This window comes from Verticiella sediminum (genome assembly GCF_007558815.1).
In the GTDB taxonomy this organism is placed as follows: domain Bacteria; phylum Pseudomonadota; class Gammaproteobacteria; order Burkholderiales; family Burkholderiaceae_B; genus Verticiella; species Verticiella sediminum.
In genome coordinates, this window is the sequence record NZ_VLTJ01000029.1 from 162,428 (window position 1) to 183,491 (window position 21,064).

Annotated in this window: 18 protein-coding genes; 10 read left to right on the forward strand and 8 right to left on the reverse strand. The window is 68.7% G+C overall.

Features of this window, described 5'->3' with window-relative positions; translation table 11 throughout:
• The first annotated feature begins 87 nt into the window (after nucleotides 1–87).
• The 5 genes from FOZ76_RS15290 to FOZ76_RS15310 are packed head-to-tail and all read left to right on the forward strand — an operon-like array spanning nucleotide 88 to nucleotide 6,339.
• Nucleotides 88–1,383: an alkaline phosphatase family protein gene (locus tag FOZ76_RS15290; RefSeq protein WP_143949134.1), complete on the forward strand. Its 1,296-nt coding sequence runs from the start codon at nucleotides 88–90 to the stop codon at nucleotides 1,381–1,383.
• Nucleotides 1,384–1,410: 27 nt separating this feature from the next.
• Nucleotides 1,411–2,937 carry an ABC transporter substrate-binding protein gene (locus FOZ76_RS15295; protein ID WP_143949135.1) on the forward strand — a complete coding sequence of 509 codons (1,527 nt, stop codon included), beginning with the start codon at nucleotides 1,411–1,413 and terminating at the stop codon, nucleotides 2,935–2,937.
• Nucleotides 2,934–3,761 carry an ABC transporter permease gene (locus FOZ76_RS15300; RefSeq protein WP_143949136.1) on the forward strand — a complete coding sequence of 276 codons (828 nt, stop codon included), beginning with the start codon at nucleotides 2,934–2,936 and terminating at the stop codon, nucleotides 3,759–3,761. The genes FOZ76_RS15295 and FOZ76_RS15300 overlap by 4 nt, the downstream gene beginning before the upstream one ends.
• Nucleotides 3,762–3,766: 5 nt before the next feature.
• Nucleotides 3,767–4,681: an ABC transporter permease gene (locus FOZ76_RS15305; protein WP_143949137.1), complete on the forward strand. Its 915-nt coding sequence runs from the start codon at nucleotides 3,767–3,769 to the stop codon at nucleotides 4,679–4,681.
• A 14-nt stretch (nucleotides 4,682–4,695) separates the two neighbouring features.
• On the forward strand, nucleotides 4,696–6,339 hold the full coding sequence (locus FOZ76_RS15310; RefSeq protein ID WP_143949138.1) for a dipeptide ABC transporter ATP-binding protein: 1,644 nt from the start codon (nucleotides 4,696–4,698) through the stop codon (nucleotides 6,337–6,339).
• Nucleotides 6,340–6,346: 7 nt separating this feature from the next.
• On the opposite strand, the gene FOZ76_RS15315 is transcribed toward FOZ76_RS15310, so the two are convergent.
• Genes FOZ76_RS15315 through FOZ76_RS15345 form a run of 7 tightly spaced genes read right to left on the reverse strand, consistent with a single transcriptional unit; the run spans nucleotide 6,347 to nucleotide 14,317 of the window.
• The gene (locus FOZ76_RS15315) at nucleotides 6,347–7,165 is read right to left on the reverse strand and encodes a carboxymuconolactone decarboxylase family protein (RefSeq protein WP_143949139.1); all 819 of its coding nucleotides are present in this window, start codon (nucleotides 7,163–7,165) and stop codon (nucleotides 6,347–6,349) included.
• Entirely contained in the window at nucleotides 7,152–8,402 is a 1,251-nt protein-coding gene (locus FOZ76_RS15320) for an SDR family oxidoreductase (RefSeq protein WP_143949140.1), read from the reverse strand. Before FOZ76_RS15320 ends, FOZ76_RS15315 begins: the two co-directional genes overlap by 14 nt.
• 47 nt (nucleotides 8,403–8,449) lie before the next feature.
• A complete protein-coding gene (locus FOZ76_RS15325; protein ID WP_143949141.1) occupies nucleotides 8,450–9,208 on the reverse strand; it encodes an SDR family NAD(P)-dependent oxidoreductase in 759 nt (252 codons plus the stop codon).
• Nucleotides 9,209–9,229: 21 nt separating this feature from the next.
• The gene (locus FOZ76_RS15330; protein ID WP_143949142.1) at nucleotides 9,230–10,189 is read right to left on the reverse strand and encodes an acyl-CoA dehydrogenase family protein; all 960 of its coding nucleotides are present in this window, start codon (nucleotides 10,187–10,189) and stop codon (nucleotides 9,230–9,232) included.
• A gap of 1 nt (nucleotide 10,190) precedes the next feature.
• The gene (locus tag FOZ76_RS15335; RefSeq protein ID WP_143949143.1) at nucleotides 10,191–11,393 is read right to left on the reverse strand and encodes an acyl-CoA dehydrogenase family protein; all 1,203 of its coding nucleotides are present in this window, start codon (nucleotides 11,391–11,393) and stop codon (nucleotides 10,191–10,193) included.
• An 8-nt stretch (nucleotides 11,394–11,401) separates the two neighbouring features.
• Complete coding sequence (locus tag FOZ76_RS15340) at nucleotides 11,402–13,543, reverse strand: acetate--CoA ligase family protein (protein WP_143949144.1); 2,142 nt, start codon at nucleotides 13,541–13,543, stop codon at nucleotides 11,402–11,404.
• A 3-nt stretch (nucleotides 13,544–13,546) separates the two neighbouring features.
• Entirely contained in the window at nucleotides 13,547–14,317 is a 771-nt protein-coding gene (locus FOZ76_RS15345) for an enoyl-CoA hydratase/isomerase family protein (RefSeq protein WP_143949145.1), read from the reverse strand.
• A gap of 549 nt (nucleotides 14,318–14,866) precedes the next feature.
• Here FOZ76_RS15345 and FOZ76_RS15350 point away from each other — a divergent pair.
• The 3 genes from FOZ76_RS15350 to FOZ76_RS15360 all read left to right on the forward strand — a co-directional run bounded on the left by FOZ76_RS15350 (nucleotide 14,867) and on the right by FOZ76_RS15360 (nucleotide 17,899).
• Entirely contained in the window at nucleotides 14,867–15,838 is a 972-nt protein-coding gene (locus tag FOZ76_RS15350; protein ID WP_143949146.1) for a tripartite tricarboxylate transporter substrate binding protein, read from the forward strand.
• 88 nt (nucleotides 15,839–15,926) lie between these two features.
• Complete coding sequence (locus FOZ76_RS15355) at nucleotides 15,927–16,811, forward strand: SMP-30/gluconolactonase/LRE family protein (RefSeq protein WP_246129537.1); 885 nt, start codon at nucleotides 15,927–15,929, stop codon at nucleotides 16,809–16,811.
• A 116-nt stretch (nucleotides 16,812–16,927) separates the two neighbouring features.
• Entirely contained in the window at nucleotides 16,928–17,899 is a 972-nt protein-coding gene (locus tag FOZ76_RS15360; protein ID WP_246129539.1) for a tripartite tricarboxylate transporter substrate binding protein, read from the forward strand.
• 32 nt (nucleotides 17,900–17,931) lie between these two features.
• Here the strand turns inward: FOZ76_RS15360 and FOZ76_RS15365 are convergent, their stop codons facing one another.
• Entirely contained in the window at nucleotides 17,932–18,864 is a 933-nt protein-coding gene (locus tag FOZ76_RS15365) for a LysR family transcriptional regulator (RefSeq protein WP_143949147.1), read from the reverse strand.
• Nucleotides 18,865–18,981: 117 nt separating this feature from the next.
• On the opposite strand from FOZ76_RS15365, the gene FOZ76_RS15370 reads away from it, so the two are divergent.
• Entirely contained in the window at nucleotides 18,982–20,049 is a 1,068-nt protein-coding gene (locus FOZ76_RS15370; RefSeq protein ID WP_143949148.1) for an LLM class flavin-dependent oxidoreductase, read from the forward strand.
• Nucleotides 20,050–20,059: 10 nt separating this feature from the next.
• On the forward strand, nucleotides 20,060–20,857 hold the full coding sequence (locus FOZ76_RS15375; RefSeq protein ID WP_143949149.1) for a flavin reductase family protein: 798 nt from the start codon (nucleotides 20,060–20,062) through the stop codon (nucleotides 20,855–20,857).
• The last annotated feature ends 207 nt before the right edge of the window (nucleotides 20,858–21,064 follow it).

A 21,064-nucleotide genomic window follows, 5' to 3' on the forward strand; every position in this document is an offset into this window, starting at 1 on the left:
CTATTTTTCTTTCAAATCAACAACTTAAGAAAATAAAAACGCAGCTCTGTCATCTTAGTGAAATGACAGGTCCCTAGCATATAGGGCATGAAAAGCACTCATCGAAGCGTCGTCGTGATCTGCGACAGCCTGCGACGCGATCTCATCGACCAGGACTCGGCGCCCGCGATCCATGCCCTCGCCCAGCACGGCACGTGCTACGCCAATGCGCGCAGCGTGTTTCCTTCGACCACCCGCGTCAGTTCCGCCTCCATCGCCACCGGCTGCCTGCCGGCGCGGCACGGCCTGCTCGGCAATCGCATGCTGCTCGAGGAGGACGGCGGCCTCGTCAGTCACGACGTGGGCGCGCCGGCATTCCGCGACCATCTCTTCAAGACGACAGGCAGGACGCTGCTTGTGCCGACATTGGCCGAACGCGTACGCGAACACGGCGGTGCCTGCATCATGTCGAACGTCTCGCCCGGCGCGGCGTACTTTCACGATCCCGACGGCCACGGCCATGTGTTGCATCGCGCAGGCTCCTTCGGCCCGGGCCGCGAGCGGCTGTCTGGCGGTCGCGGTCTGGACATCCCTTCGGGCGCCCATGGCGACCGCCTCATGACGCAACGTTTCTGCGCGCTGATCGAGAGCGAGAACGCGCCGGCCGTGGCCACGCTCTGGCTCTCGGAGCCGGACCACTCCGGGCACAGGGAGCCGCTCGGCTCCCCGGCGCATCGGGCAGCCATCGCGCATGCGGATGCCTGCGTGAACGCCGTATGGCGCAGCGTGCGGCGTCTGCGCGAAGCAGGCGTCGACGTACTCCTGCTGGTGGGCTCGGACCACGGCATGGAGACGGTGATCGGGGAAGTCGACGTGGCCGCCGAGCTGCGGCGCGCCGGGCTCATCGGCAATGCGGACGGCACGTCGGTCGCCGTCGCGGCCAACGGCAGCGCCTGTGTGCTCGGCCTTGCGCAAGCCGGGCGAGCCCGTGCCGCCGAGATCGCCGGGTATCTGTCGCGGCAACCCTGGTGCGGCACGGTGCATCGCGGCGACGCGCTTGCCGACGTAGGCCTGCCCGAGAGCGCCGCCTGCACCCTGGCCATCAGCCTGCGCCACAGCGATGCACCCAATGGCCACGGCGTGCCAGGCAGCACGTGGATCGCCATCGACACCGACGACGGCAAGCACTACCTCGGTGCGGGCCAGCACGGCGGGCTGGGCCGGTACGAACAATCGCCCTTCCTGATCGCTTGCGGCGGCGGCTATCCCGCCGGCGCGGTCGCGTCGCAGCCGGTCGGCCTGATCGACTACGCGCCGACCATCCTTCGCCACCTCGGCCTGCCCCATGACGGCATGGACGGCAGCCCGCTTCCCCTTCCCCTCGTCAACGAAGCCGCCGCCTGAGCGGCCACGCCCCACCTGGATCTCCCCATGCAACGACGCACCCTGCTCAAACTGCTTGCCATGACCGCCGCCAGCGCCAGTGCCCCCATCGCCCTGGCCCAGGCCGATACCGCCCAGCCCCGACGCGGCGGCACCCTGCGGCTGGCTCTGCTCGGCCTGGACACCGCCGATCCGCACCGCCACGCCGGCTCGATCGCCGTCCAGCAGGTCTATGCGGAGACGCTCACCAGCATCGGCGACGACGGCTCGGTCGCGCCCTTTCTGGCCGAACGCTTCACGACCAGCCCCGACGGCCTGACCTATACCTTCCACCTGCGCCCGCAGGTGCGCTTTCACAATGGCCGTGAGCTGACCGCCAGTGACGTGCAGGCCAACTTCGAACGCGTGCGCAGCCAGGTCAAGGGCGGCTGGCTGAGCGGCGCCATGCAGTTGGTCGAGCGCGTCGAGACACCGGACGCCGCCACGGTGCAGGTGGTGCTGAGCGAGCCCTATGCGCCCTTGCTCAACCTGCTCTCCGAACTCTGGATCCTCGCGCCCGAGTCGCCCGGCTGGGCCGACACCATCACCCAGCCTATCGGTACCGGCCCCTTCGTCTTCGGCACCTGGCGCCCGGACGTCAGCTTCGAGGCGCCCGCCTTCGGGGAATACTGGCAACCCGGCCTGCCCTATCTCGACGCCCTGCATTTCGACCTGCGCGGCGAGCGCGACAACAGCCTGGCCCTGCGTTCCGGCGATCTGCACGTGGGCTACGTCGCCAACGACCAGATCCCGGCGCTGCGCAGCGGCGGACTGGACGTGCAGTTCCTGAAGGACACCGCCTGGTACTTCCTCTCCTTCAACAACCGCAAACCCTCGCCGCTGATGCAGGACAGGCGCGTGCGAGAGGCCATCGCACTGGCGGTGGACAAGCGCGCGTACATGAACTTCATCGTGCCGGACGCCCTGGTCAGCAACCAGCCCGTGCGACCCGAGACGTATTACTGGGACGCCGCGCTGGAGGCTGCGGATACCTTCGCCAAGCCGGATCTCGCGCGCGCCAAGGCCCTGCTCGCTGAGGCCGGCGTGAACCCCGCGGCACATACGCTGAAGGTGGTGTCCTGGCAGAACGACTATGCGCAGGTAGCGGTGCAGATGGTGCGCCAACTCGGCTTCGGCATCGATCACCAGGCCCTGGACGACATCGGCGCACAGCGCCTTCTCGCGCAGTACGACTGGGATCTCGCGCCGTTCAACTCCGGGCCGCGCGCCGATATCTACCTGCGCTACGCCCGTCTGCTGTCCGACGGACCGAGCCCGATGCTGTGGGGCGGCATCCAGGACCCGGAGCTCGATGCGCTGATCAAGGCCGCGGTGTCGTCCCCGTCGCCGGAGCGCGCTCGCGCGGGCTATCTGCGTGCCTGGGAGCGCGTCCAGTCGCAGTTGTACACCGTGGGTGTCGGCCATGCCGCAGATGCCATCGGCATCGGCGCCAAGGTGCACGGCTATCGCACCGGCTACACCTGGAGCCAGCACCGCGCGGACGGCGGCGTGGCGCGCACCTGGCTGCAGGCATGACGCGCAGCGCTGGCCTGTCGCGCTGGCCCTGGGCCGTGCTCGCCGCGATCGTCCTGGTGGCGCTGGCCGGCCCCTGGCTGGCCGGCCACGATCCCTATGCGCAGGACCTGCTCGCGCGCAATCAGCCACCGTCGCCGGCGCACTGGCTGGGGACCGACAACTTCGGCCGCGACCTGCTTTCCCGGCTGGTGGCGGGTACCGGGCTCACCCTGCTCGTCGCGCTGGGCGCCAGCCTGCTCGCCCTGGTGGGCGGCGCGGGCCTGGGCATCGCCGCCTGTGCGCTCGGCCGCCCGGCGCGCGCCATCGTGTTCGCCGGGTTCGACATTGTCCGTACGTTGCCGGCGATCCTGCTCGCGCTCGCGCTGATGGTGGCCATGGGCGTGGGTACCGCGTCGGTGATCCTGGCCGTAGGCGTCGCCTTCATGCCGCAGTTCGGCTACGTGGCGCGAGCCGTGTACGAACGCGAGACCGCCTCGGGCTACGTGCTGGCCGCGCGCACGCTCGGCGTCGCGCCCGCGACCATCGCGTGGCGCCACATCATGCCGAACGCCGCGGGTGCGCTGCTCACCCAGCTAGCCATCATTCTTCCCCGCACCATCGTGACCGAATCGGTATTGAGCTTCTTCGGCCTGGGCGTATCGCCGGACGAGCCGACCTGGGGCCGCATCATCGCCACCGCCGTGCCCTATGCCGAGCGCGCGCCGTCGGCGCTGCTCTTTCCGGTGCTCGCGCTGGCATTGACTTCGCTCGCGCTGTCGCTCGCCGGCAACCAGTTGCGCTTGCGCTACGACCCGCTGCAGCGTCCCACCGCGGCGCAGGGATGAGACTCATGCACGTACTGCCCAGAACCGGCGCGTTTCTCGGCCGCCAGCTCCTGCAGATCCTGATCATTGCCTTCACCATCTTTCTGCTGCTGCGCGCGGTGCCCGGGGATGTCCTCGACTTCTATGCCGCGCGCGGCGACTACGACGCGCAGGCGCTTGCCGCGTTGCGTGCGGATCTCGGCCTGGACGACAGCCTGCCGGCCCAGTTCGGCGCCTGGGCCCGCGCCGCGCTCGGCGGCGATCTCGGCAGCTCGATGCGCTACGGCGCGGAGGTGAGCGGCATGCTGCTCACGGCCCTGCCCACCTCGCTCAAGCTGGCCGGCCTGTCCCTCGCGGTCGGCCTGGCGGCGGGCATCGGACTCGCCGTGCTGGCCATCGGCCGTCCGCGTCTCGCCGGGATGGTCGAAGTGCTCAACGTCTGGTCGATCGCCGTGCCCAGCTTCTGCACCGGGGTGGTCGGCATCCTGGTGTTCTCTGTCTGGCTGGGCTGGCTGCCGATCCGCGGGCAATGGCTGCTGCCGGTGCTGATCCTGGGCGCGGACATCGCCGGGCAGATCGCCAAGCCGCTCTACGAAGAACTGACCGAGACGACACGCGCCGGCTTCGTGCGCACCGCCACCGCCAAGGGACTGTCGCGCGGCCGCATCGTCTGGCGCCACATCCTGCCCAACTCGCTGTCGGTGGCGATCGCCCTCTCCGGCATCATCCTCGGCGGGCTGATCGGCGGCACACTCACGATGGAGGCCCTGTTCGCGCTGCCCGGCCTGGGCAGCCTCACCCTCGAGGCCATCCGTGGCCGCGACTACCCCGTGATCCAGGCCGCGATCATGGCCATGGCCACCTTCGTGGTGCTCGTCAACATCGCCAGCATGGCCCTGCAGCGCTGGCTGGACCCTCGCCGCGCGCACGCGCCCGGCTGAACCCAGGAACCCTCATGCCCGAACCTTTGTTGAGCGTGCGCGAACTGTGCGTGTCCTTCGGCGCGCGCCGCGTCCTCGATCACGTGAGTCTGGATGTCCGGGCAGGCGAAGTCCTCGGCCTGATCGGTGAATCGGGCAGCGGCAAATCCATGACGGCACTGGCCATCATAGGGCTGTTGCCGGCCACCGCCCAAGCCACCGGCAGCGTGCGTCATGCCGGCACCGAACTCATGCGGCTGGATGAACGCGGCTGGTGTGAGATCCGCGGCCGCGGCATCGGCATGGTGTTCCAGGACCCCATGACCTCGCTGAATCCGGTGATGACGCTGGGCGCGCAGATCGTCGAGACGATGAAGCGGCGCGACGGCGAAAGCGGTTCGTACCGGCGCCGCCGCGCCGCCGCGCTGCTGGAGGAAGTCGGCCTGCCCGAGCCCGAGCGCATGCTCGGCCGGCGCCCGTTCGAGCTGTCCGGCGGGCAGCAGCAGCGCGCCATGATCGCCATGATGCTCGCCGCCGAACCGAAGGTGCTCATCGCGGACGAGCCGACGACGGCGCTCGACGTGACCACCCAGGCCCAGGTGCTGCGTCTGCTCCTCGACGTGCAGCGTCGCAGGGGCATGGCCATGCTCTTCATCTCCCACGATCTGGATGCGGTGCTGGCGATGGCCGACCGCGTGGCCGTGATGCGCGGCGGCCGCCTGCTCGAACAGGGCCCTGTCGGCACGGTGCTCGACACGCCCGCCCACGATTACACCCGGCAGTTGCTCGACGCCTATGCGCGCCTGCCCGCGCGGCGAACGCCGGCGGCACCGGCATCCACCTCCCCCGCCATCGCGCTCGAGGACGTGAGCGTGAACTATGGCGCGGCCACCGTGCTGCGCGGCGTGAGCCTGACGCTCGCGCCGGGGCGCACACTCGGCGTGGCAGGCGAATCCGGCTCGGGCAAGACCACCCTCGCGCGCGCCATGCTGGGACTCGTGCGTCCGAGCCGGGGACGGCTGCGCGTATGCGGTCAGGATCCGCATGCGCCAACCTCGCGCGCGCAGTTCGCTCGCTTGTGCCAATACGTGTTCCAGGACACTTCCGGCAGCCTCAATCCTCGACGCACCCTGGAACAGACACTGGGCGAAGCCCTGGAAATGCGCGCCGCCGGCGCGCGCGAAACGGCAGCGCACGTGCGCGAGCATGGCGCTCACCTGATGACGCAGGTCGGACTCGATCCCGCCTTGCTGATGCGCTATCCGCACCAGTTGTCAGGCGGCCAGCGCCAGCGCATCGTCATTGCGCGCGCGCTCGCCATGCAGCCGCAGGTGCTGATCTGCGACGAGCCGGTCTCGGCGCTGGATGCCACCGTGCGCAACCAGGTGCTCGACTTGCTCGTGCGACTGCGCGACGAGCATGCGCTCACCCTGGTGTTCATCGGGCATGACCTCGCGGTGATGGAATCCCTGGTCGACGAGGTGCTGGTGTTGCGTCGCGGTGAGGTCGAAGAGTACGGCGCCAGCCAGGCGGTGTTCGACGCGCCGCGCTCGGCCTACGCCCGCGAGCTGCTCGACGCGGCCCGCCTGGGTCGCCGGCGGCACGGGGTGGCCGGGATGACCGAAGTGCCTGAGGCGGCCCGGACAGGGACGACGTGCGCCGCCGCACTGGCGGCGTGAACCGGGTTCACCGGCGTTCGACCAGCGCGTCGAACGTGCCCGCCCCGAGCGCGGCGCCATGCACGGCGAGGTGCGCGCCCAGTTGTATCGCCTGCAGCAGGGCGCGATCGCTCGCGCCCAGATCGAGAGCGCCCCGGACCGCGCTGCGCAGCGCGGCCGGATCGAAACCGGTGAAGCAGGCATGCAGCGCGGTTTCGACGATGGCGCGCTCGACGGGCGCCAGCCCTGTGCCGGGGCGGCCCTGCTCGAGAAAGTCCAGCATCGCCTCCAGATAACCAGGATCGGCAACGGCCAGGTGATCGATGGCCGCGTTGCGTCCAGGAAGCAGGCGGCGCGCGCGCTCGCGAGGCTGCGAGACCGGTGTCGATTCGCCCGCTGTCTCGATGCGCGCGGCCTGCCAACCGGCTTCGCTGGCCAGGATGTCCACGCTCTGGCAGACGGCGTCCAGGCCCTGCGCCGTGACCAGATGCAGCACGTCGAAAATATCGGCAGGCGTGGCCCCGACCGCCAGGGCGCGCTCCATATGCGTGCGCAGCCCCGCGCCGAACAGATGCGTCGCCGATGCGTCCAGCGCGACGTAGATCAGCTCCACCATGCGCTCGGACAGCGGACCGTGGCGCGCCGGATGGCCGGCATAGCTCGCGTAGCGCTCCAGGAACGCGGGGTTGTGCACGAGCAGCGCTTCGGTCCACGGCCGCCAATAGCCGCGCTCGGCCATGAAATGCGCCTTGATGCGTTCGCGCTCGCCAGGGCCCGCACGCCCGCCGGTATCCGGCTGCGCGGCGTCCGCTGGAGACCGGGCCGGTTCCGGTTCATGTCTGGTCATCTTGCCGTTCCTCTTGCAGTTTGCCGTTCGCTTCGGGCCGCGCGTTGGGCCGGAACACTTGTCCGGTCAGGTACTGGGCTCCCGCCCCGGCCAGAAAGCGCAGCCAAGGGGCCAGAGCCTCGGGCGACTGCCCGGGCGCCACTTCCACCGCATTGACGCGCAAGGCGCGCCCGCCCAGCTCGCACGCCAGCGTAGCGACGAGCATGCGCGCGGCAGCGGCCAGGCCGGCGTCTTCCCACGATGCCTCGCGGGCGGGAGGCAACAACAGAGTGAGGCTGGCCTGCTCGCGGTGCTCGCTCGCGAAGCGCATCGCCGCGGCACGCACGGCCTGCAGCGAGTCGGCGCACGCGAGCGGCGAGACGTCGAGCACGCCGGGATAGGCCGCGCCTGCGGGGTTCACAGCGATGCCGGACCAGATCTGCGCTCCCTCGCCCACGACACGCAGCGACGATGGCGCTTCCAGCGCCACGGGCGCCGCGTCCACCGGCGCCACGGTCGCGCTGCCGCCGAACACCGAGGACCCCCCATCCACCGACACGACCTGTCCGCTCAAGACGCGAGCATCGCGGCTGGCCAGAAAGCGCATGGCCTGCGCCATCTCCTCGGGCTGCGCCATGCGGCCCAGGGGGATCTTGGCCACGGCGCGCGCCGGGTCGAGCCGGCCGGCGGCGATCAGGCTCTGGACCAGCTCCGTCCTCACGAAGCCGGGGCACAGCACGGTCACGCCGAGATCCGGCCGGGCTCGTGCCAGCGCCTGGGTCTGCGCGATCAGGCCCGCCTTGGTGGGGCTGTACGCGCCGCGAAACGGGATCGCGTGCAGCCCGGCGCCCGAGGACACGTTGACAATGCGCGCCCCCGGCGACAGGCGTGGCGCGACCGCGCGGACGATGCGCGCCGGCGCTTCGAGGTTGATCGCGACCAGGCGCTGCCACTGCGCGTCGCCGTGCCCGACGATGGGCAGCCCGCTGGTGTCCGACATGCCGGCATTGTTGATGACGGCATCGAGCGCGGGCAGCCCGGCGGCCATGATGCGCACCTCGGCCCCGCGGGTGAGGTCCACTGGCAGCGCCATGTGCGGTGCAGTTGCAGTCGCGGCCGCGGGCAACGCCTCGACCAGCGCGTGTAGCGCCGCCGCGTTGCGATCCAGCAGCAGGCAGCGCCAGCCGTGCGTGGCGAAGCACCACGCCGCCGCGCGGCCAATGCCCGACGCCGCCCCGGTGATGAGGACTGTCTCCATCTTTGCTTCTTGTCGTTTCCGGCGCCGGCCGGCGCCTGAGCCCGTGGTCAGATGTTGGTGAAGGTCACGCCGCCATCCACCGCCAGCGACTGGGCCGTGATGAACCCCGCCTCGTCGCTGGCCAGAAAGCAGATGCCGCGCGCGATGTCGGCGACGTTGCCGAGCCGCCCCAGCGGCGTACGCGACACGCGCAATGCATCGCGCTCGGCGTTGCGATTGCGCTGGGTGCCCTCCGTGGGTACGGCGGAGGGGCAGACGGCGTTGACGCGGATGCGGCGCGCGCCCAGCTCGGCGGCCGCCGCGCGCGTGATGCCGAGCACGCCGGCCTTGATGCCCGAGTACACCACCGAGTTCAGCGTGGAGCGCAGCGCGGCGGTCGAGGCCACGTTGACGATGGCGCCGCCGCGCTCCGAGTCCATCACTTCGCTGGCCGCCTGGATGCCCCAGATGATCGCCTTGAAACCGATGTCGATCATGCGATCGACGGTTTCGGGCGCGATGTCCGGCACCGCCTGGTAGCGTACCCAGGCAGCGTTGTTGACGAGGATGTCCAGGCGCTCCCGCTGTTCGTAGGCTTGACGCACCGCGGCCTGCACGCCTTCGCGGTGCGCCATGTTCTGCACCACGCCGAAGGCGGTGCCGCCGGCGCTGCGGATGGCCTCGACGGTGGCGTCCACGAATTCTTCCTTGAGGTCGTTCACCCCCACGATGGCGCCGCGTGCCGCCATCTGGACCGCGGCTTCGCGCCCGATGCCATTGCCGGCGCCCGTGATGAGGGCGACTCGCCCTGCCATGTCCTGTTGCATGCTTGCTCCTTGCTTTGCCGTTCAGGCCGCGGCGATGAATGCGCGGCCGATGTCCTGCGCCAGCGCGCCGCTGCCGAATGCCGCATCCACCTTGCGGATGTCGCGCAGCGACCAATGCAGCGGCATCTCCCAGGTGAAACCCATGCCCCCATGCAGATGGATGGCCTTCTCCAGGATGAAGGCCGCGCTCTCGATGGCGCTCGCCAGTGCGGTGGCGGCCGCCCGGGCCTGGCCGAACTCGTCGGTGGCCAGCACGCGGCGGATCGCCGCCCCGCTCGCCTCCTGCTGCAGGCGCATGCGGGCAAGCCAATGGCGCACCGCCTGCTTGGCCGACAAGGGGCGGCCGAACTGCACACGCGTGGCCATGTAGGTGGCGGTACGCTCGAGTGCGCCCTCGGCCGCGCCGTGCACGGAGCCGGCGAGCAGCAGGCGGGCGTCTTCCTGCAGCCCCGCCCAGGCCTCGGCGGACAGGCGGGCCAGCACGCGCGCCGCATCCAGCTCGAGCCAGTAGACGGGATGCTCAGGGTCGAGCGCCGTATCGGCCTGCCGCTCCACGCTGGCCATCTCGATCAGCGCGGCGCCCTCGCCGTCGCCGACCAGCGCCCAGTCGGCCTGGTCGGCGTAGCCGGCGTCGGTGGCGACGCCATCCGCCAGGCTGCCGCGCCAGGCGATGCTGGCAAGCTTCTCGCCGGCCACGATGGCGGCCGCCTCGGGCGTGCCCGCCAGCGCCTTGGCCAACAGAACCTGCTCGACCAGCGGAAACCGCAACTGCAACCTGCCCGCGGTCTGCACGATGGGCAGCGCGAACGCGATGCCCAGGCCCAGACCACCGTCGTCCTCGGCCGCACACACGCCCAGCAGGCCGGCCTGGGCCAGCACGCCGGCGGCCTCGCGCACCTCGCGCCCCTGGGCGTCGGCAATGGCGGCGGCAGCGGCCTCGGCAAACTCCTCTGGCCGCAGGCTATCGTCTTGTATTGTCATGTCAGAGGTCCTTCGGCAGTTTCATGATGCGCTGGGCGATGACGTCCAGTTGCACCTCGGAGGTGCCGGCGTAGATCGTCTCGGCGCGGGAGAAGAGGTAGGCCGTCGTGAAGTGCTTGCGCGCGCGCTGCGCGAGCGCGCTCGAGCGCGGGCCCACGTGCGAGACCATGGCGCGGGCCAGCGCGGCGAACGCCTGATGGCACTCGGACCAGTAGAGCTTAGTCAGCGAGCCGCGCGCGCCGATCTCGTCGCCCGCCATGAGCTGCTCCACCGAGCGCTCGACCAGCCCCTTCAAGGCGTCGATCTGGCACACCACGTCGCCGATGCGGCGCTGGTAGTAGCCGTCCTCGAGCAGGCGCGCGAGCTGCGCGTCGGACTTGCAGGCACGCACCAGCGCGCGCAGCTCGGCCTCGAAGCGCCAGGCGCGGTACATGCGGTTGGTGGCCCGTTCGATCGACAGGACGCGCACCGCCGCGCCCCAGCCTTCGTCCGGCGCCCCCAGGCGTGCGCTGTCCGGCACCACGACATCGTCGAAGAACACCTCGGCGAAAGACTCCTTGTCGTCGATCGACTTGATCGGCGCCACGCGGATGCCCGGCGTGTCCATCGGCACGGCGAACATCAGCATGCCGCGGTGCTTGTCGGCCACGGTGCCGGTGCGCGTGAGCAGCAGGCAGTAGTGCGCCTTGGCCGCGCCGCTGGTCCAGATCTTCTGGCCGTTGATGCGCCAGGTGTCGCCTTCCTGCACGGCCTTGGTGCGCAGCCGGGCGAGGTCCGAGCCCGCGTCCGGCTCGGAGAAACCCTGGCACCAGTAGCGGCGCATGGCCAGGATGTCCGGCAGGAAGCCCTGCTTCTGGGCTTCGGTGCCCACGGTCATGACGATCGGGCCGGCCAGCTCCTTGCCGATCGAGCTGACGCTCTCGGGCATCATGAGCGCGCCGATCTCCTTGTTCACCGCCAGGTGTTCGCGCAGCGTCAGGCCGTGGCCGCCATAGACCTTGGGCCAGGTCATGCCGGCCAGCCCGGCCTGGTACATCGCAGTCTCCCAGTCGCGGCACTCGTCCAGTGTGGGCGCGCGATAGGCGGGACTGTCGGCCCGCATGTGCCCGGGCAGGTTGGCGGCGAGCCACTGGCGGGCGTGCGCGCGATACGCGTCGCGCCGCGCGGCGGGGTCGGGCACCGCCACGTCGGTATCGAATTGCATGGTTGTCCTCAATGAACGGATTGCGGCTCGCGCGGCGGAATCATCAGCGCGTCGAGCACGACGACGCCTTCGCCCTCGGGCTTGACGAGTACCGGGTTCATGTCGATCTCGGCCACGTCGGCGGCGTGGCGGCAGGCGAACTCGGAGAGACGGGCCACCGTGCGGGCGGCGGCCTGCACGTCGGCCCTGGCCTGGCCGCGCGCGCCGTCGAGCAGGGCGAAGAGCTTGAGCCCGCGGATCATGGCCAGGGCCTCGTCCTCGGAAACAGGCGCCACCTGCACGGCGACGTCCTTGAGCACCTCGGCATAGATGCCGCCCATGCCCACCATGACCACCGGGCCGAAGACCGGATCGCGCGAGACGCCCATGATGAGCTCGGTGCCGCCCCTGGCCATGGGCGCGACCAGCACGCCTTCGACGCGGGCGCCCGGCGCGCGCTCGGCCACGCGGGCGAGGATGCGGGCGTAGGCCGCGCGCACGGCGTCCTCGCTGGCGAGGTTCAGCTCGACGCCGCCGACCTCGGTCTTGTGCGCGATGTCCTCGGAGACGATCTTCAGCACCACGGGCCAGCCCATGCGTGCGGCGTGGCGCGCCGCGTCGTCGGCGGTCGTGGCGATCGCCTCGTCGAGCACCGGGACCCCCGCCGCGGCCAGGATCTTCTTCGCGTGGTATTCGTTCCGGAAAACCTCGGCGGGCAGCGGCGCAGCCGCGCCGCGGCAGCCGAGCGGCGCCGGCTGCGTCGCCAGCCCGCCCAGGCGCACCAGGCCGGCCAGGCCCTGGGCCGCCGCGTCGATGGTCGGAAACACCGGAATGCCCAGGGCATTGATCTCGGCGACGGCATCGGCCGGGCCGCGGCTGATGACCATCAGCAGCTTCTCGGGGTGCGCCTCGCGCACTTGCGCCAGCGCCTGCATGTACACCCCGCGCAGCCGCGAGTTGTACAGCGAGAGCGAAAGGAACAGCAGGGTGGCGTCGCTGCCCGGGTCGTCCATCAGGGCCGACAGCACGCTCAGCAGGATCTCCGGGCGCGAGGAGACCTGGGCGGAGGCATCCACCGGATTGTTGGTACCTGCGCCCGGCAACGCGGCGCGGATGCGCTCGCGCGTGGCGTCGGCCAGCGCCGGCATCCGCATGCCGGCGTTGGCCATGGCGTCGGCCATCATGATCCCGAAGCCGCCCGAGGCGGCCACCAGGGCGACCCGGTTGCCCTTGGGCAGGCGGTGCGGCATGAGCTGGGACGCTGCATGCGCGACATCCAGCAGCGCCTCGATCGAATGCACGCGCAGCGCGCCGTGGCGGCGGAACACCGCATCGATGACGGCATCCGAGCCGGCCAGCGCGCCGGTGTGCGATGCCGCCGCGGCCTGGCCCTGCTCGGTCGAACCGATCTTGAGCACGATGACGGGCTTGCCGCGCGTACGGGCGAGCTCGAGCGCCTCGATCAGCCTGCCCGCGTCGCGGCAGGTCTCCATCACGCACAGGATGACGCGCGTGGCCGGGTCGTCCACCAGCGCCGCCAGCCCGTCGGCCACGTCCACGTCGGCCTCGTTGCCGGTGGCGATGAAGCGGCTGACGCCCAGGCCGCGCTGCACGATGTTCTGCATGGCGAAGCTGCCCACATTGCCGGACTGCGACACGATGCCGACATCGCCCGCGCTGGGCATATATTCCTCGAGCACCACGGAGAACGAGCCGATCGCCGCTTCGGCCACACTGACCGTGCCCAGGCAGTTCGGCCCGAGCAGGCGCATGCCGGCCTCGCGCGCGATGTCCACCATCTCGGCCTGCATCTCGGCGCCTTCGGGGCCGGCCTCGGCAAAGCCTGCCGACAGCATGACGACTGCCCGCACGCCGCGCGCGGCGCAATCCCGGACCGCCTCCACCGCCGCGCGCGCCGGCACGGCGACGACCGCCATGTCGGGTGCCTGCGGCGTGTCGCGCACCGAGGCATAGGCCGGCAGACCCTGGATCTCGCCGCCCTTGGGGTTGATCGGGTAGATGGCGCCGGCATAGCCGTACTTGCGCAGCAGGTGCACCGGGCGGCCGCCGATCTTGGTGTAGTCCTCGGAAGCCCCCACCACGGCGATGCCGCGCGCGGCGAAGAAAGCCTCCAGCCCCGCGCCAGGGCGCGGGCGATCGGAATGCGTCATGGCTCAGCGCCCCTTGAAGACCGGCTTGCGCTTCTCGAGGAAGGCCATGCGCGCCTCGCGCGCGTCCTCGGTGCGCGACAGCGCCATGGTGAAATCCTGCTCGAAGCGATAGGCGTCGCGCTGCGGCATCAGCTCGACCATGTTGGCGGCGCGCTTGGCATAGATGATGGCGAGCGGCGCCTTGCTGGCGATCTCGCGCGCCAGCGCCATGGTGTGCGGCAGGAGCTGCTCGGCCGGCAGCACTTCCTCGATCACGTTGCGGCGATAGAGGTCGTGCGCGGTCATGCGCTGGCCGGTGAAGAACATGCGGCGCACGGTCGAGCGGCCGAACAGGGTGCGCAGCATGGACGCGCCGCCCGCCAGGCCCACGTTGATCTCGGGCATGCCGAAGGTGGCCTCCTCGGCGGCGTAGAGAATGTCGCATGCGGCGACCAGCCCCATGCCCGCGCCCAGCGCCACGCCGTTGACCGCCGCGATGACGGGCTTGGCGCATTCGCGTATGGCATTGCCCGTCTCGCGCGTGATCCGGTTGTGTTCCAGGAAATCGCCGGCGATGTCCGGGTTCGGTCTATCCTTCAGGTCCGCACCGGCGCAGAACACCGAGCCGGTGCCGGTGAGCACCGCGCACCGGATATCGTCGCGTTCCGATATCTCGTCGAAAGTGGCCACCATCTGGCGGCGCATGTCGCGGTTCAGGGCATTGACGGGCTTGCGGTCCATGGTGACCAGGGCCACGCCGTCGGTCACCTCCAGGCGTACGACTCGTTCGCTCACGGCTGCGCCCTCCGGTCCTCGCGCGAGATGCGTCCCGCCGGGCAAGGCGCGCTGCCTTCGGGCGACCGGGCGGGAGCGCCAGCCGGCGCCCCCCTGTCGAAGAATGCGCGGCCGGCTGCCGCGCCGGACCTGTGCCCAATGCGCTGAATCGTCATTCATGCCTCCTCGGTTCAAACAATTCTGCAGTTTTCGTCGGTAATCCGACTTAATGCTTGCTTTTATTATATGGACGCGACCCCGAGCGATTTCTCATATAAAGCTGGGTTGTGTTCTGCAGAAACGCCATATATTCGACGAGAAATAAAGCACTACCATGAACCCGCTCGACGAGTCGACGCATCCGGTTCATGAATAAAACCCGACGCCGGGACTGGCCTCGATTCGCTTCATTGCAATGTGTTTGCCGCGCACGGCGGCCGGCCGATATTCATGAATCGCGTTTTCTCGAATACGCATTGACCGTTATTTATCGATAGCCCACGCGCGCTGCCTTCCCGCCGGGCCGGGCGGGGCACACGCGCGAAAGACAAAACCGCACGAGGAGAACCCATGTTTGGTCTGAAGCCCCTGGCCCGTATCGGCAGCACGCTCGCCGCGCTCGCTGCCCTCGCCCTGCCGCTGGGCGCGCACGCGGAAAAACCGATGTCCATCATCGTCCCGTACGGCGCGGGCGGCCTGAACGACAACTTCGCGCGCGTGCTGGCCGAAGGCATGAGCAAGGAGCTCGGGCGCACCATCATCGTCGAGAACAAACCCGGCGCGAACGGCATCATCGGCGCGAGCTATGTCGCACGGGCCCCCGCCGACGGCTCGACCATCCTGCTCGGCGGTACGGGCCCGCTGTCGCTCAACGTGCTCCTGCGCCCCAACCTGCCTTTCGGATTCGACAGTTTCGATTCCGTGGCCATGCTGTTCGAGGGCCCGCTGACGATCACCGTGCCCACCAAGCTCGGCGTGCAGAGCATTCCGGAACTGGTCGAGTACAGCCGCAAGAACAACCAGCCGCTGCGCTTCGGCACGCTGGGACCGGGCTCGGTCACGGATCTGTATGGCCTGCTCATGGCCAAGGAGCTGGACGTCAAGATGCTCGCGGTGCCCTACAAGACCGTGCCGGCCGCGCTGATCGACATGCTGGGCGGCCTGGGCGAGGTCAACATGGCCACCCCGATCGCCTTGCTCGAGCACCAGAAGGCCGGCTCGGTCAAGATTCTCGCGCTGACGACGGAACAGCGCGATCCCGCGCTTCCCGATATTCCGAGCGTGGCCGAACTGGGTTATCCGCAATTGCGCGCGTCGTATTGGACGGCATTGCACGCACCCAAGGGAACGCCGCCCGAAGTCGTCAAGAAAATATCGGACGCCGCGATCAAAGTCGTGCAGACGGAATCGTTCCGCGAATTGCTGCGCAATAACGGCCAACTGGAGAAAACCGGCGGCCCGGACGCATTGGACGCCCAACTCGAGACCGACAGGAAATACTGGGGCCAATTGATCAAAGACAACAATATCGTTCTGGATTGATCGCCATACGGCCGGCCACGGATAAACCGGCATCATTCATTGATTGCAGCCGGCCGCCTGGCGCGGCGGCTGCCAGTGCGGGACGGGCATGAACCTGGACATCGAACGCATCGGCATGCTCGATACGGCACTGGGCGAGTGCCCACTGTGGCATCCGGCCGAGCAGCGCCTGTGGTTGCTGGACTGCCGCGCCGGTGCACTCCATACCCTGGACCCGGCGGACGGCGCAACGACGACGCGGCACGTGCCTGCGCCGGCCGGCTCGTTCGCCTTCAACGCCGACGGCCGGCTGGTGGTTGCGCTCAAGGAAGAGGTGGGCCTGCTCGATCCGGCCACAGGCGAGCTCACTGTGCTGGGCCGCATCGGCGACAGCCATCCCAACCTGCGCCTGAACGACGGCACCGCACTGCCCGACGGCAGCTTCCTGGTCGGCACCATGCATACGCAGCGCGCCGAGGGCGAGGCACCGCTGGGCGGGCTGTACCGGCTCGCGCCCGACGGCGCCTTCGGCTGCGTGGACACCGGCTACGGCGTGACCAACGGCCCGCGCGTCAGCCCGCTCGACGGCCGGCTGTACGTCTGCGACAGCAGCGTGCGCCGCATCGACAGCTATGCCCTGGCGCCGGATGGCAGCCTTGCCGAGCGCCGCCCTTTCGTGCACACCGATGACCTCGGCTCGGCGCCCGACGGTTGCGTCTTCGACACCGAGGGTGGGCTGTGGACCGCGCTGGTGCATGCGGGCGCCCTGGTGCGCTTCGCGCCCGACACCCGCGTCACGCACCGAATCGAGCTGCCGCTGACCCATCCCGCGGCGCTGTGCTTCGGCGGGCCCGAGCTGGATGAGATCTACGTAACGTCCATCCGCGACAGCGGCCGCCTGCGCGGCGACGGCCCGCTCGACGGCGCAGTGCTGCGCGTGCGGGGGGTGGGCATGCGCGGGCTCCCGAGCCCGACCTGCCGCATCGCGGGGTGAACCCGCCCTGCCGGCTTGCGGCCCGACGCAGTCTCGCGCTGCCGACGACAAAGACCACGCGCTTACCCCGGTAAGAAAGAAAGCGCGCACCGCCATCCCAACGAGGAGGAGAACCCGTGTTCAAACCGATGTCTTTCGGCCGCATGGCCTGCGGCCTGGCGCTGCTCGCCACCCTGGCCGCGCCGCTCGCCGCCCGCGCGGAACCGCCGCTCACCATGGTCATTCCCTACGGCGCGGGCAGTCCCAACGACAATTTTGCGCGCGTGCTGGCCGAGGGCATGAGCAAGCGGCTGGAGCGTCCCGTCATCGTGGAGAACAAGCCAGGCGCCAACGGCATCCTGGCGGCCACCTACGTCGCGCGCGCCCCGGCCGACGGCTCGACTGTCCTCATCGGCGGCACCGGGCCGATCTCGCTCAACGTCATGCTGCGGCCCAATCTGTCCTTCGGCTTCGACAGCTTCGAATCGGTGGCGCTGCTCTTCGAAGGGCCGCTCACCATCACGGTCCCGGCCAGCCTCGGCGTGGACAGCATTCCGGAACTGGTCGCATACAGCCGCGACAATCGGCGTGCGCTGCGCTACGCCACGCTGGGGCCCGGCTCGGTCATGGATCTGTACGGGCTGATGCTGGCCAAGGCGCTGGACGTCGAGGTGCTGCGCATTCCCTACAAGAACACGCCGACTTCTTTGGTCGACCTGATGGGCGGCCGCGGTGATGTCTCGACGGCCACCCCGAGCGCGCTGCTCGAACAGCACCGCGCGGGCAGCCTGAAAATCCTGGCGCTGACGACCGCCGAGCGCGATCCGGCGATGCCGGACATCCCGAGCGTCACCGAACTGGGCTATCCGCAACTGCGCTCCTCGTACTGGACCGCACTGCATGCTCCCAAGGGGACGCCCACCGACATCGTGCAGGCGATCTCGAATGCGGCCATCGATGTGGTGCGTACGGACGCGTTCGGCGAGCTGCTGCGCAAGAACGGGCAAGTCGAGAAAACCGGCGGGCCCGCAGCGCTGGATGCGCAGATCGAGGCCGACAAAGCGCACTGGGGCCAGATCATCAAGGACAACCATATCGTCCTCGATTGAGGCAGCGTACAAGAAGCAGAAGAGGCCCGGCCTCAGTCGGTCCTGCGATACGGCACGAAACTGCGGTCCTTGTTGACGACTCGCTCGGCCACGAAATCCAGGAACAGGCGGATCTTCGCGGGAATCATGGGCGTATCCAGAATGGTCGCGTAGATGCCTTCCTCGAAGGTGGTGTTGGTGACGCGGTACTCGGGCAGCAGGCGGACCAGCGTACCGCGGGCGAGATCGTTGGCGACCGTGTAGTCGTCCAGCAGGGCAATGCCCTCGCCCAGCCGCGCGAGCTCCAGCAGCACCATGCCATTGTTGGTGACATGGCGAGGGTTGAGCACCACCTCCTGCACGCCGGTCTGGGTCAGAAAGCGCCAGACGTAGTTGTCGCCGGGCAGCAGATAGGTGAGGCACTGCTGTTCGCTCAACTGCCCCGGCGATGTCAGCGGCGGCATCGAGCCGACATATCGGGGCGCAGCCACCAGTTGCCTTTCGCTCTTGAAGAGGATTCTGCGCTTCAACCCCGCCTCCACCGGCGGCGCAATGCGAAAGTCGATATCGATCTGCTGGCGACGCAGGTCGGCCTTCATTTCGGCCAGGAGCAATTCGACGTGGATATCCGGATACTGCCGGCGGAAATCCGCGATCAACGGCGGCAATACGCCCAGGCCGAACATGGTGCGCGAATGCACGCGCAGCAGCCCCTTGGGTGCCGCCCGGATCGCCGTGATGCTGTTGTGCGCTTCGTTGATGCTCCACAGGATGCCTTCGAGCTGGCGCGCATACTCCTGCCCGGCCTCCGTGAGCATGACCTGGCGCGTCGAGCGCAACAGCAGCTTGACGTTCAGTTCGTTCTCGAACTCGGTGATCATGCGCGAAACCGAGGTGGCCGATACCCCGAAAAGGCGCGCCGTTTCCGAGAAGCTCTGTGTCCGCGAAATGGACAAGAAAAGCTCCATCGCCCGCAGGCGGTCCATGATTCCTCCAGAATCTGCAATACAGAACGCATATTTTCTGCTATTCCGTATGATATCAACAGCAATTTAGAATTCTCTCAAGGTGCCGGATAGCGGCTTGCCAAAGAGAGGAACATTATGGAATTCGGCGTATTCATCCTTGCCCAACAACGCGGCTACCACCAGACATCGCGCGATGTCATTCAGAATTCGATCGAGCAGACGGTCGTCGCCGAACAAGCGGGGTTCGATACCGCGTGGTATGCCGAACACCATTTCAACAACTACTCGCTTTCGCCGTCTCCCTTGATGATGGTGGCCCACGCCGCCGCCAGGACTTCGCGCATCCGGCTCGGCACCGCGGTCTGCATCCTGCCGCTGTATCACCCCGCGCGGTTCCTGGCCGAAGTCGGCTTCGTCGACACGGTGTCCAACGGGCGCCTCGAACTGGGCGTCGGCTCCGGCTACCAGGAGTTCGAGTTCGAACGCTTCGGTGTGGACATCAAGGATTCGTTCGCCATCTTCAATGAATTCCTGGACCTCATCCCGAAAGGGCTGTCGCAGAAGATCTTCGAGCACGACGGCAAGTTCCTGAAGATCCCGCCCAGCTCGATCGCCGTGCGCTGCATCCAGGACCCGATGCCGCCGCTCTGGATCACCTCCGGCAACCCGACCACGCTGGGCCGGGCGGTGCGCGAGAACCATAACCTTTTCGTCACGTCCCTGCTCAACGGCAGCGATGCCATCGCCGGCCTGCGCGCCAAGCTGGAAACCGTCGCCGCCGAACACGGCAAGGACCTGGACCGCGACGTCAAGTTCGGCTTCCTGCGCTGCGGCTACGCCTCGGACAACCAGGCCGAGGTCGACGCCTACCTGGACAATGCCCGCTTCCAGCGCCGCATTTCCGAAAGCCTGAAGTACCGCCGCGCGCAATCCGAAGATGGGTACATGGTCAAGGAAGTGCCTTCCGAGACCGACCTGAGCTTCGAGCAACTGCGCAAGAACCTGCCGGTGGGCTCGGTCAACCAGGTCATCGACAAGATGCTCGAGGAAATCAGCATCCTGCGCCCGAAGCATATCGCGCTGCAGACCCAGCTCGGCGACTTCGACCAGAAGACCATGCTCAAGCAGATCGAACTGTGGGGCGAGAGGATCATCCCCGCCATCCGGAAGGAAATCAGCCAGCCGGCCAGAGCCGCCGCCTGAGGAGACGGACATGCGCGTACACCTGACGAGCGCGGGTACGATCACGATGCGCGACGCGGCGGACTTCCGCCGGCTGGACGTGCTGGTCGATCCGCAGCCATGCGAACGCCTGGAACAGGCCATCGCGCGCATCGGGCGCCGCGAGGGCGAGGATCACGTCCGCCTGGCCGCGCCGGTGCTGCGCTTTCTGTCCGGCAAGGCCGGCGATCCGGAATGGGAAAGCGGCTTCGCCAGGATGGTGGAATACGCCGCCAAGGCGGGCTGGGTGGACGCCGAGGGCGGCATCCGCGCCCACATCACGCGCAACGACGCCGACGAGGTGGTCTCCCTGGACGAGTTCAAAGCGGCCATGCGCGCCCTGCCGGCCGGCATCAGCGTCATCACCACGGGTACGGGCAACACGCGCGCGGGCATGATCGTGTCCAGCCTGACGTCGATTTCGGCCGACCCGCCGCTGGTGGGTGTATTCGTGAACCAGGGTTCGTCCATGCACGCCGTGCTGCTGCAGAACGGCAGCTTCGTGGCGAACGTGCTGGGCGTGGAGCATGGCGCGGTGATGTCGTCGTTCCTCGGCCTGCCGCAAGGCCCGACGCGCTTTGCCAACGGCAACTGGCGCGAAGGCGGCGGCGGCCTGCCGGTGCTCGACGATGCGCTGGCGAGCCTGGAATGCGAAATCGTGCACACGACCTCGCTGGGCACCCACGACATGTTCGTTGGCAAGATCCGGCGTACCGCCAGCCGGGACGCCAGCCCGGTCGTGCATTTCAATGCCTCGACCCACTGCCTCTCGGCACTGGCGGCGTCCTGATGGGCGTTCCTCGCCTGCGCGGGCCACACGGCCGGCGGGCGCATGCCGATTCGCAGGCATAAAAAAACAGCGCACCATCATGGTGCGCTGTTTTTTTCTATTCTGGAGGGATGCGGCCGACCTCTCCTCCGAAGCCGAACCGCATCTAAGCCCTCGTTTCTTATGGATACCGCCGTTGTCGCGCCATTTGGCGTCGTTCCCCATGCA

What these genes read in the sequence shown, in the direction of transcription:
- FOZ76_RS15290 (WP_143949134.1), top strand. Translation starts at nt 88, where the DNA reads ATGAAAAGCACTCATCGAAGCGTCGTCGTGATCTGCGACAGCCTGCGA.
- FOZ76_RS15295 (WP_143949135.1), top strand. Translation starts at nt 1,411, where the DNA reads ATGCAACGACGCACCCTGCTCAAACTGCTTGCCATGACCGCCGCCAGC.
- FOZ76_RS15300 (WP_143949136.1), top strand. Translation starts at nt 2,934, where the DNA reads ATGACGCGCAGCGCTGGCCTGTCGCGCTGGCCCTGGGCCGTGCTCGCC.
- FOZ76_RS15305 (WP_143949137.1), top strand. Translation starts at nt 3,767, where the DNA reads ATGCACGTACTGCCCAGAACCGGCGCGTTTCTCGGCCGCCAGCTCCTG.
- FOZ76_RS15310 (WP_143949138.1), top strand. Translation starts at nt 4,696, where the DNA reads ATGCCCGAACCTTTGTTGAGCGTGCGCGAACTGTGCGTGTCCTTCGGC.
- FOZ76_RS15315 (WP_143949139.1), bottom strand. Translation starts at nt 7,165, where the DNA reads ATGACCAGACATGAACCGGAACCGGCCCGGTCTCCAGCGGACGCCGCG.
- FOZ76_RS15320 (WP_143949140.1), bottom strand. Translation starts at nt 8,402, where the DNA reads ATGGAGACAGTCCTCATCACCGGGGCGGCGTCGGGCATTGGCCGCGCG.
- FOZ76_RS15325 (WP_143949141.1), bottom strand. Translation starts at nt 9,208, where the DNA reads ATGCAACAGGACATGGCAGGGCGAGTCGCCCTCATCACGGGCGCCGGC.
- FOZ76_RS15330 (WP_143949142.1), bottom strand. Translation starts at nt 10,189, where the DNA reads ATGACAATACAAGACGATAGCCTGCGGCCAGAGGAGTTTGCCGAGGCC.
- FOZ76_RS15335 (WP_143949143.1), bottom strand. Translation starts at nt 11,393, where the DNA reads ATGCAATTCGATACCGACGTGGCGGTGCCCGACCCCGCCGCGCGGCGC.
- FOZ76_RS15340 (WP_143949144.1), bottom strand. Translation starts at nt 13,543, where the DNA reads ATGACGCATTCCGATCGCCCGCGCCCTGGCGCGGGGCTGGAGGCTTTC.
- FOZ76_RS15350 (WP_143949146.1), top strand. Translation starts at nt 14,867, where the DNA reads ATGTTTGGTCTGAAGCCCCTGGCCCGTATCGGCAGCACGCTCGCCGCG.
- FOZ76_RS15355 (WP_246129537.1), top strand. Translation starts at nt 15,927, where the DNA reads ATGAACCTGGACATCGAACGCATCGGCATGCTCGATACGGCACTGGGC.
- FOZ76_RS15365 (WP_143949147.1), bottom strand. Translation starts at nt 18,864, where the DNA reads ATGGACCGCCTGCGGGCGATGGAGCTTTTCTTGTCCATTTCGCGGACA.
- FOZ76_RS15370 (WP_143949148.1), top strand. Translation starts at nt 18,982, where the DNA reads ATGGAATTCGGCGTATTCATCCTTGCCCAACAACGCGGCTACCACCAG.
- FOZ76_RS15375 (WP_143949149.1), top strand. Translation starts at nt 20,060, where the DNA reads ATGCGCGTACACCTGACGAGCGCGGGTACGATCACGATGCGCGACGCG.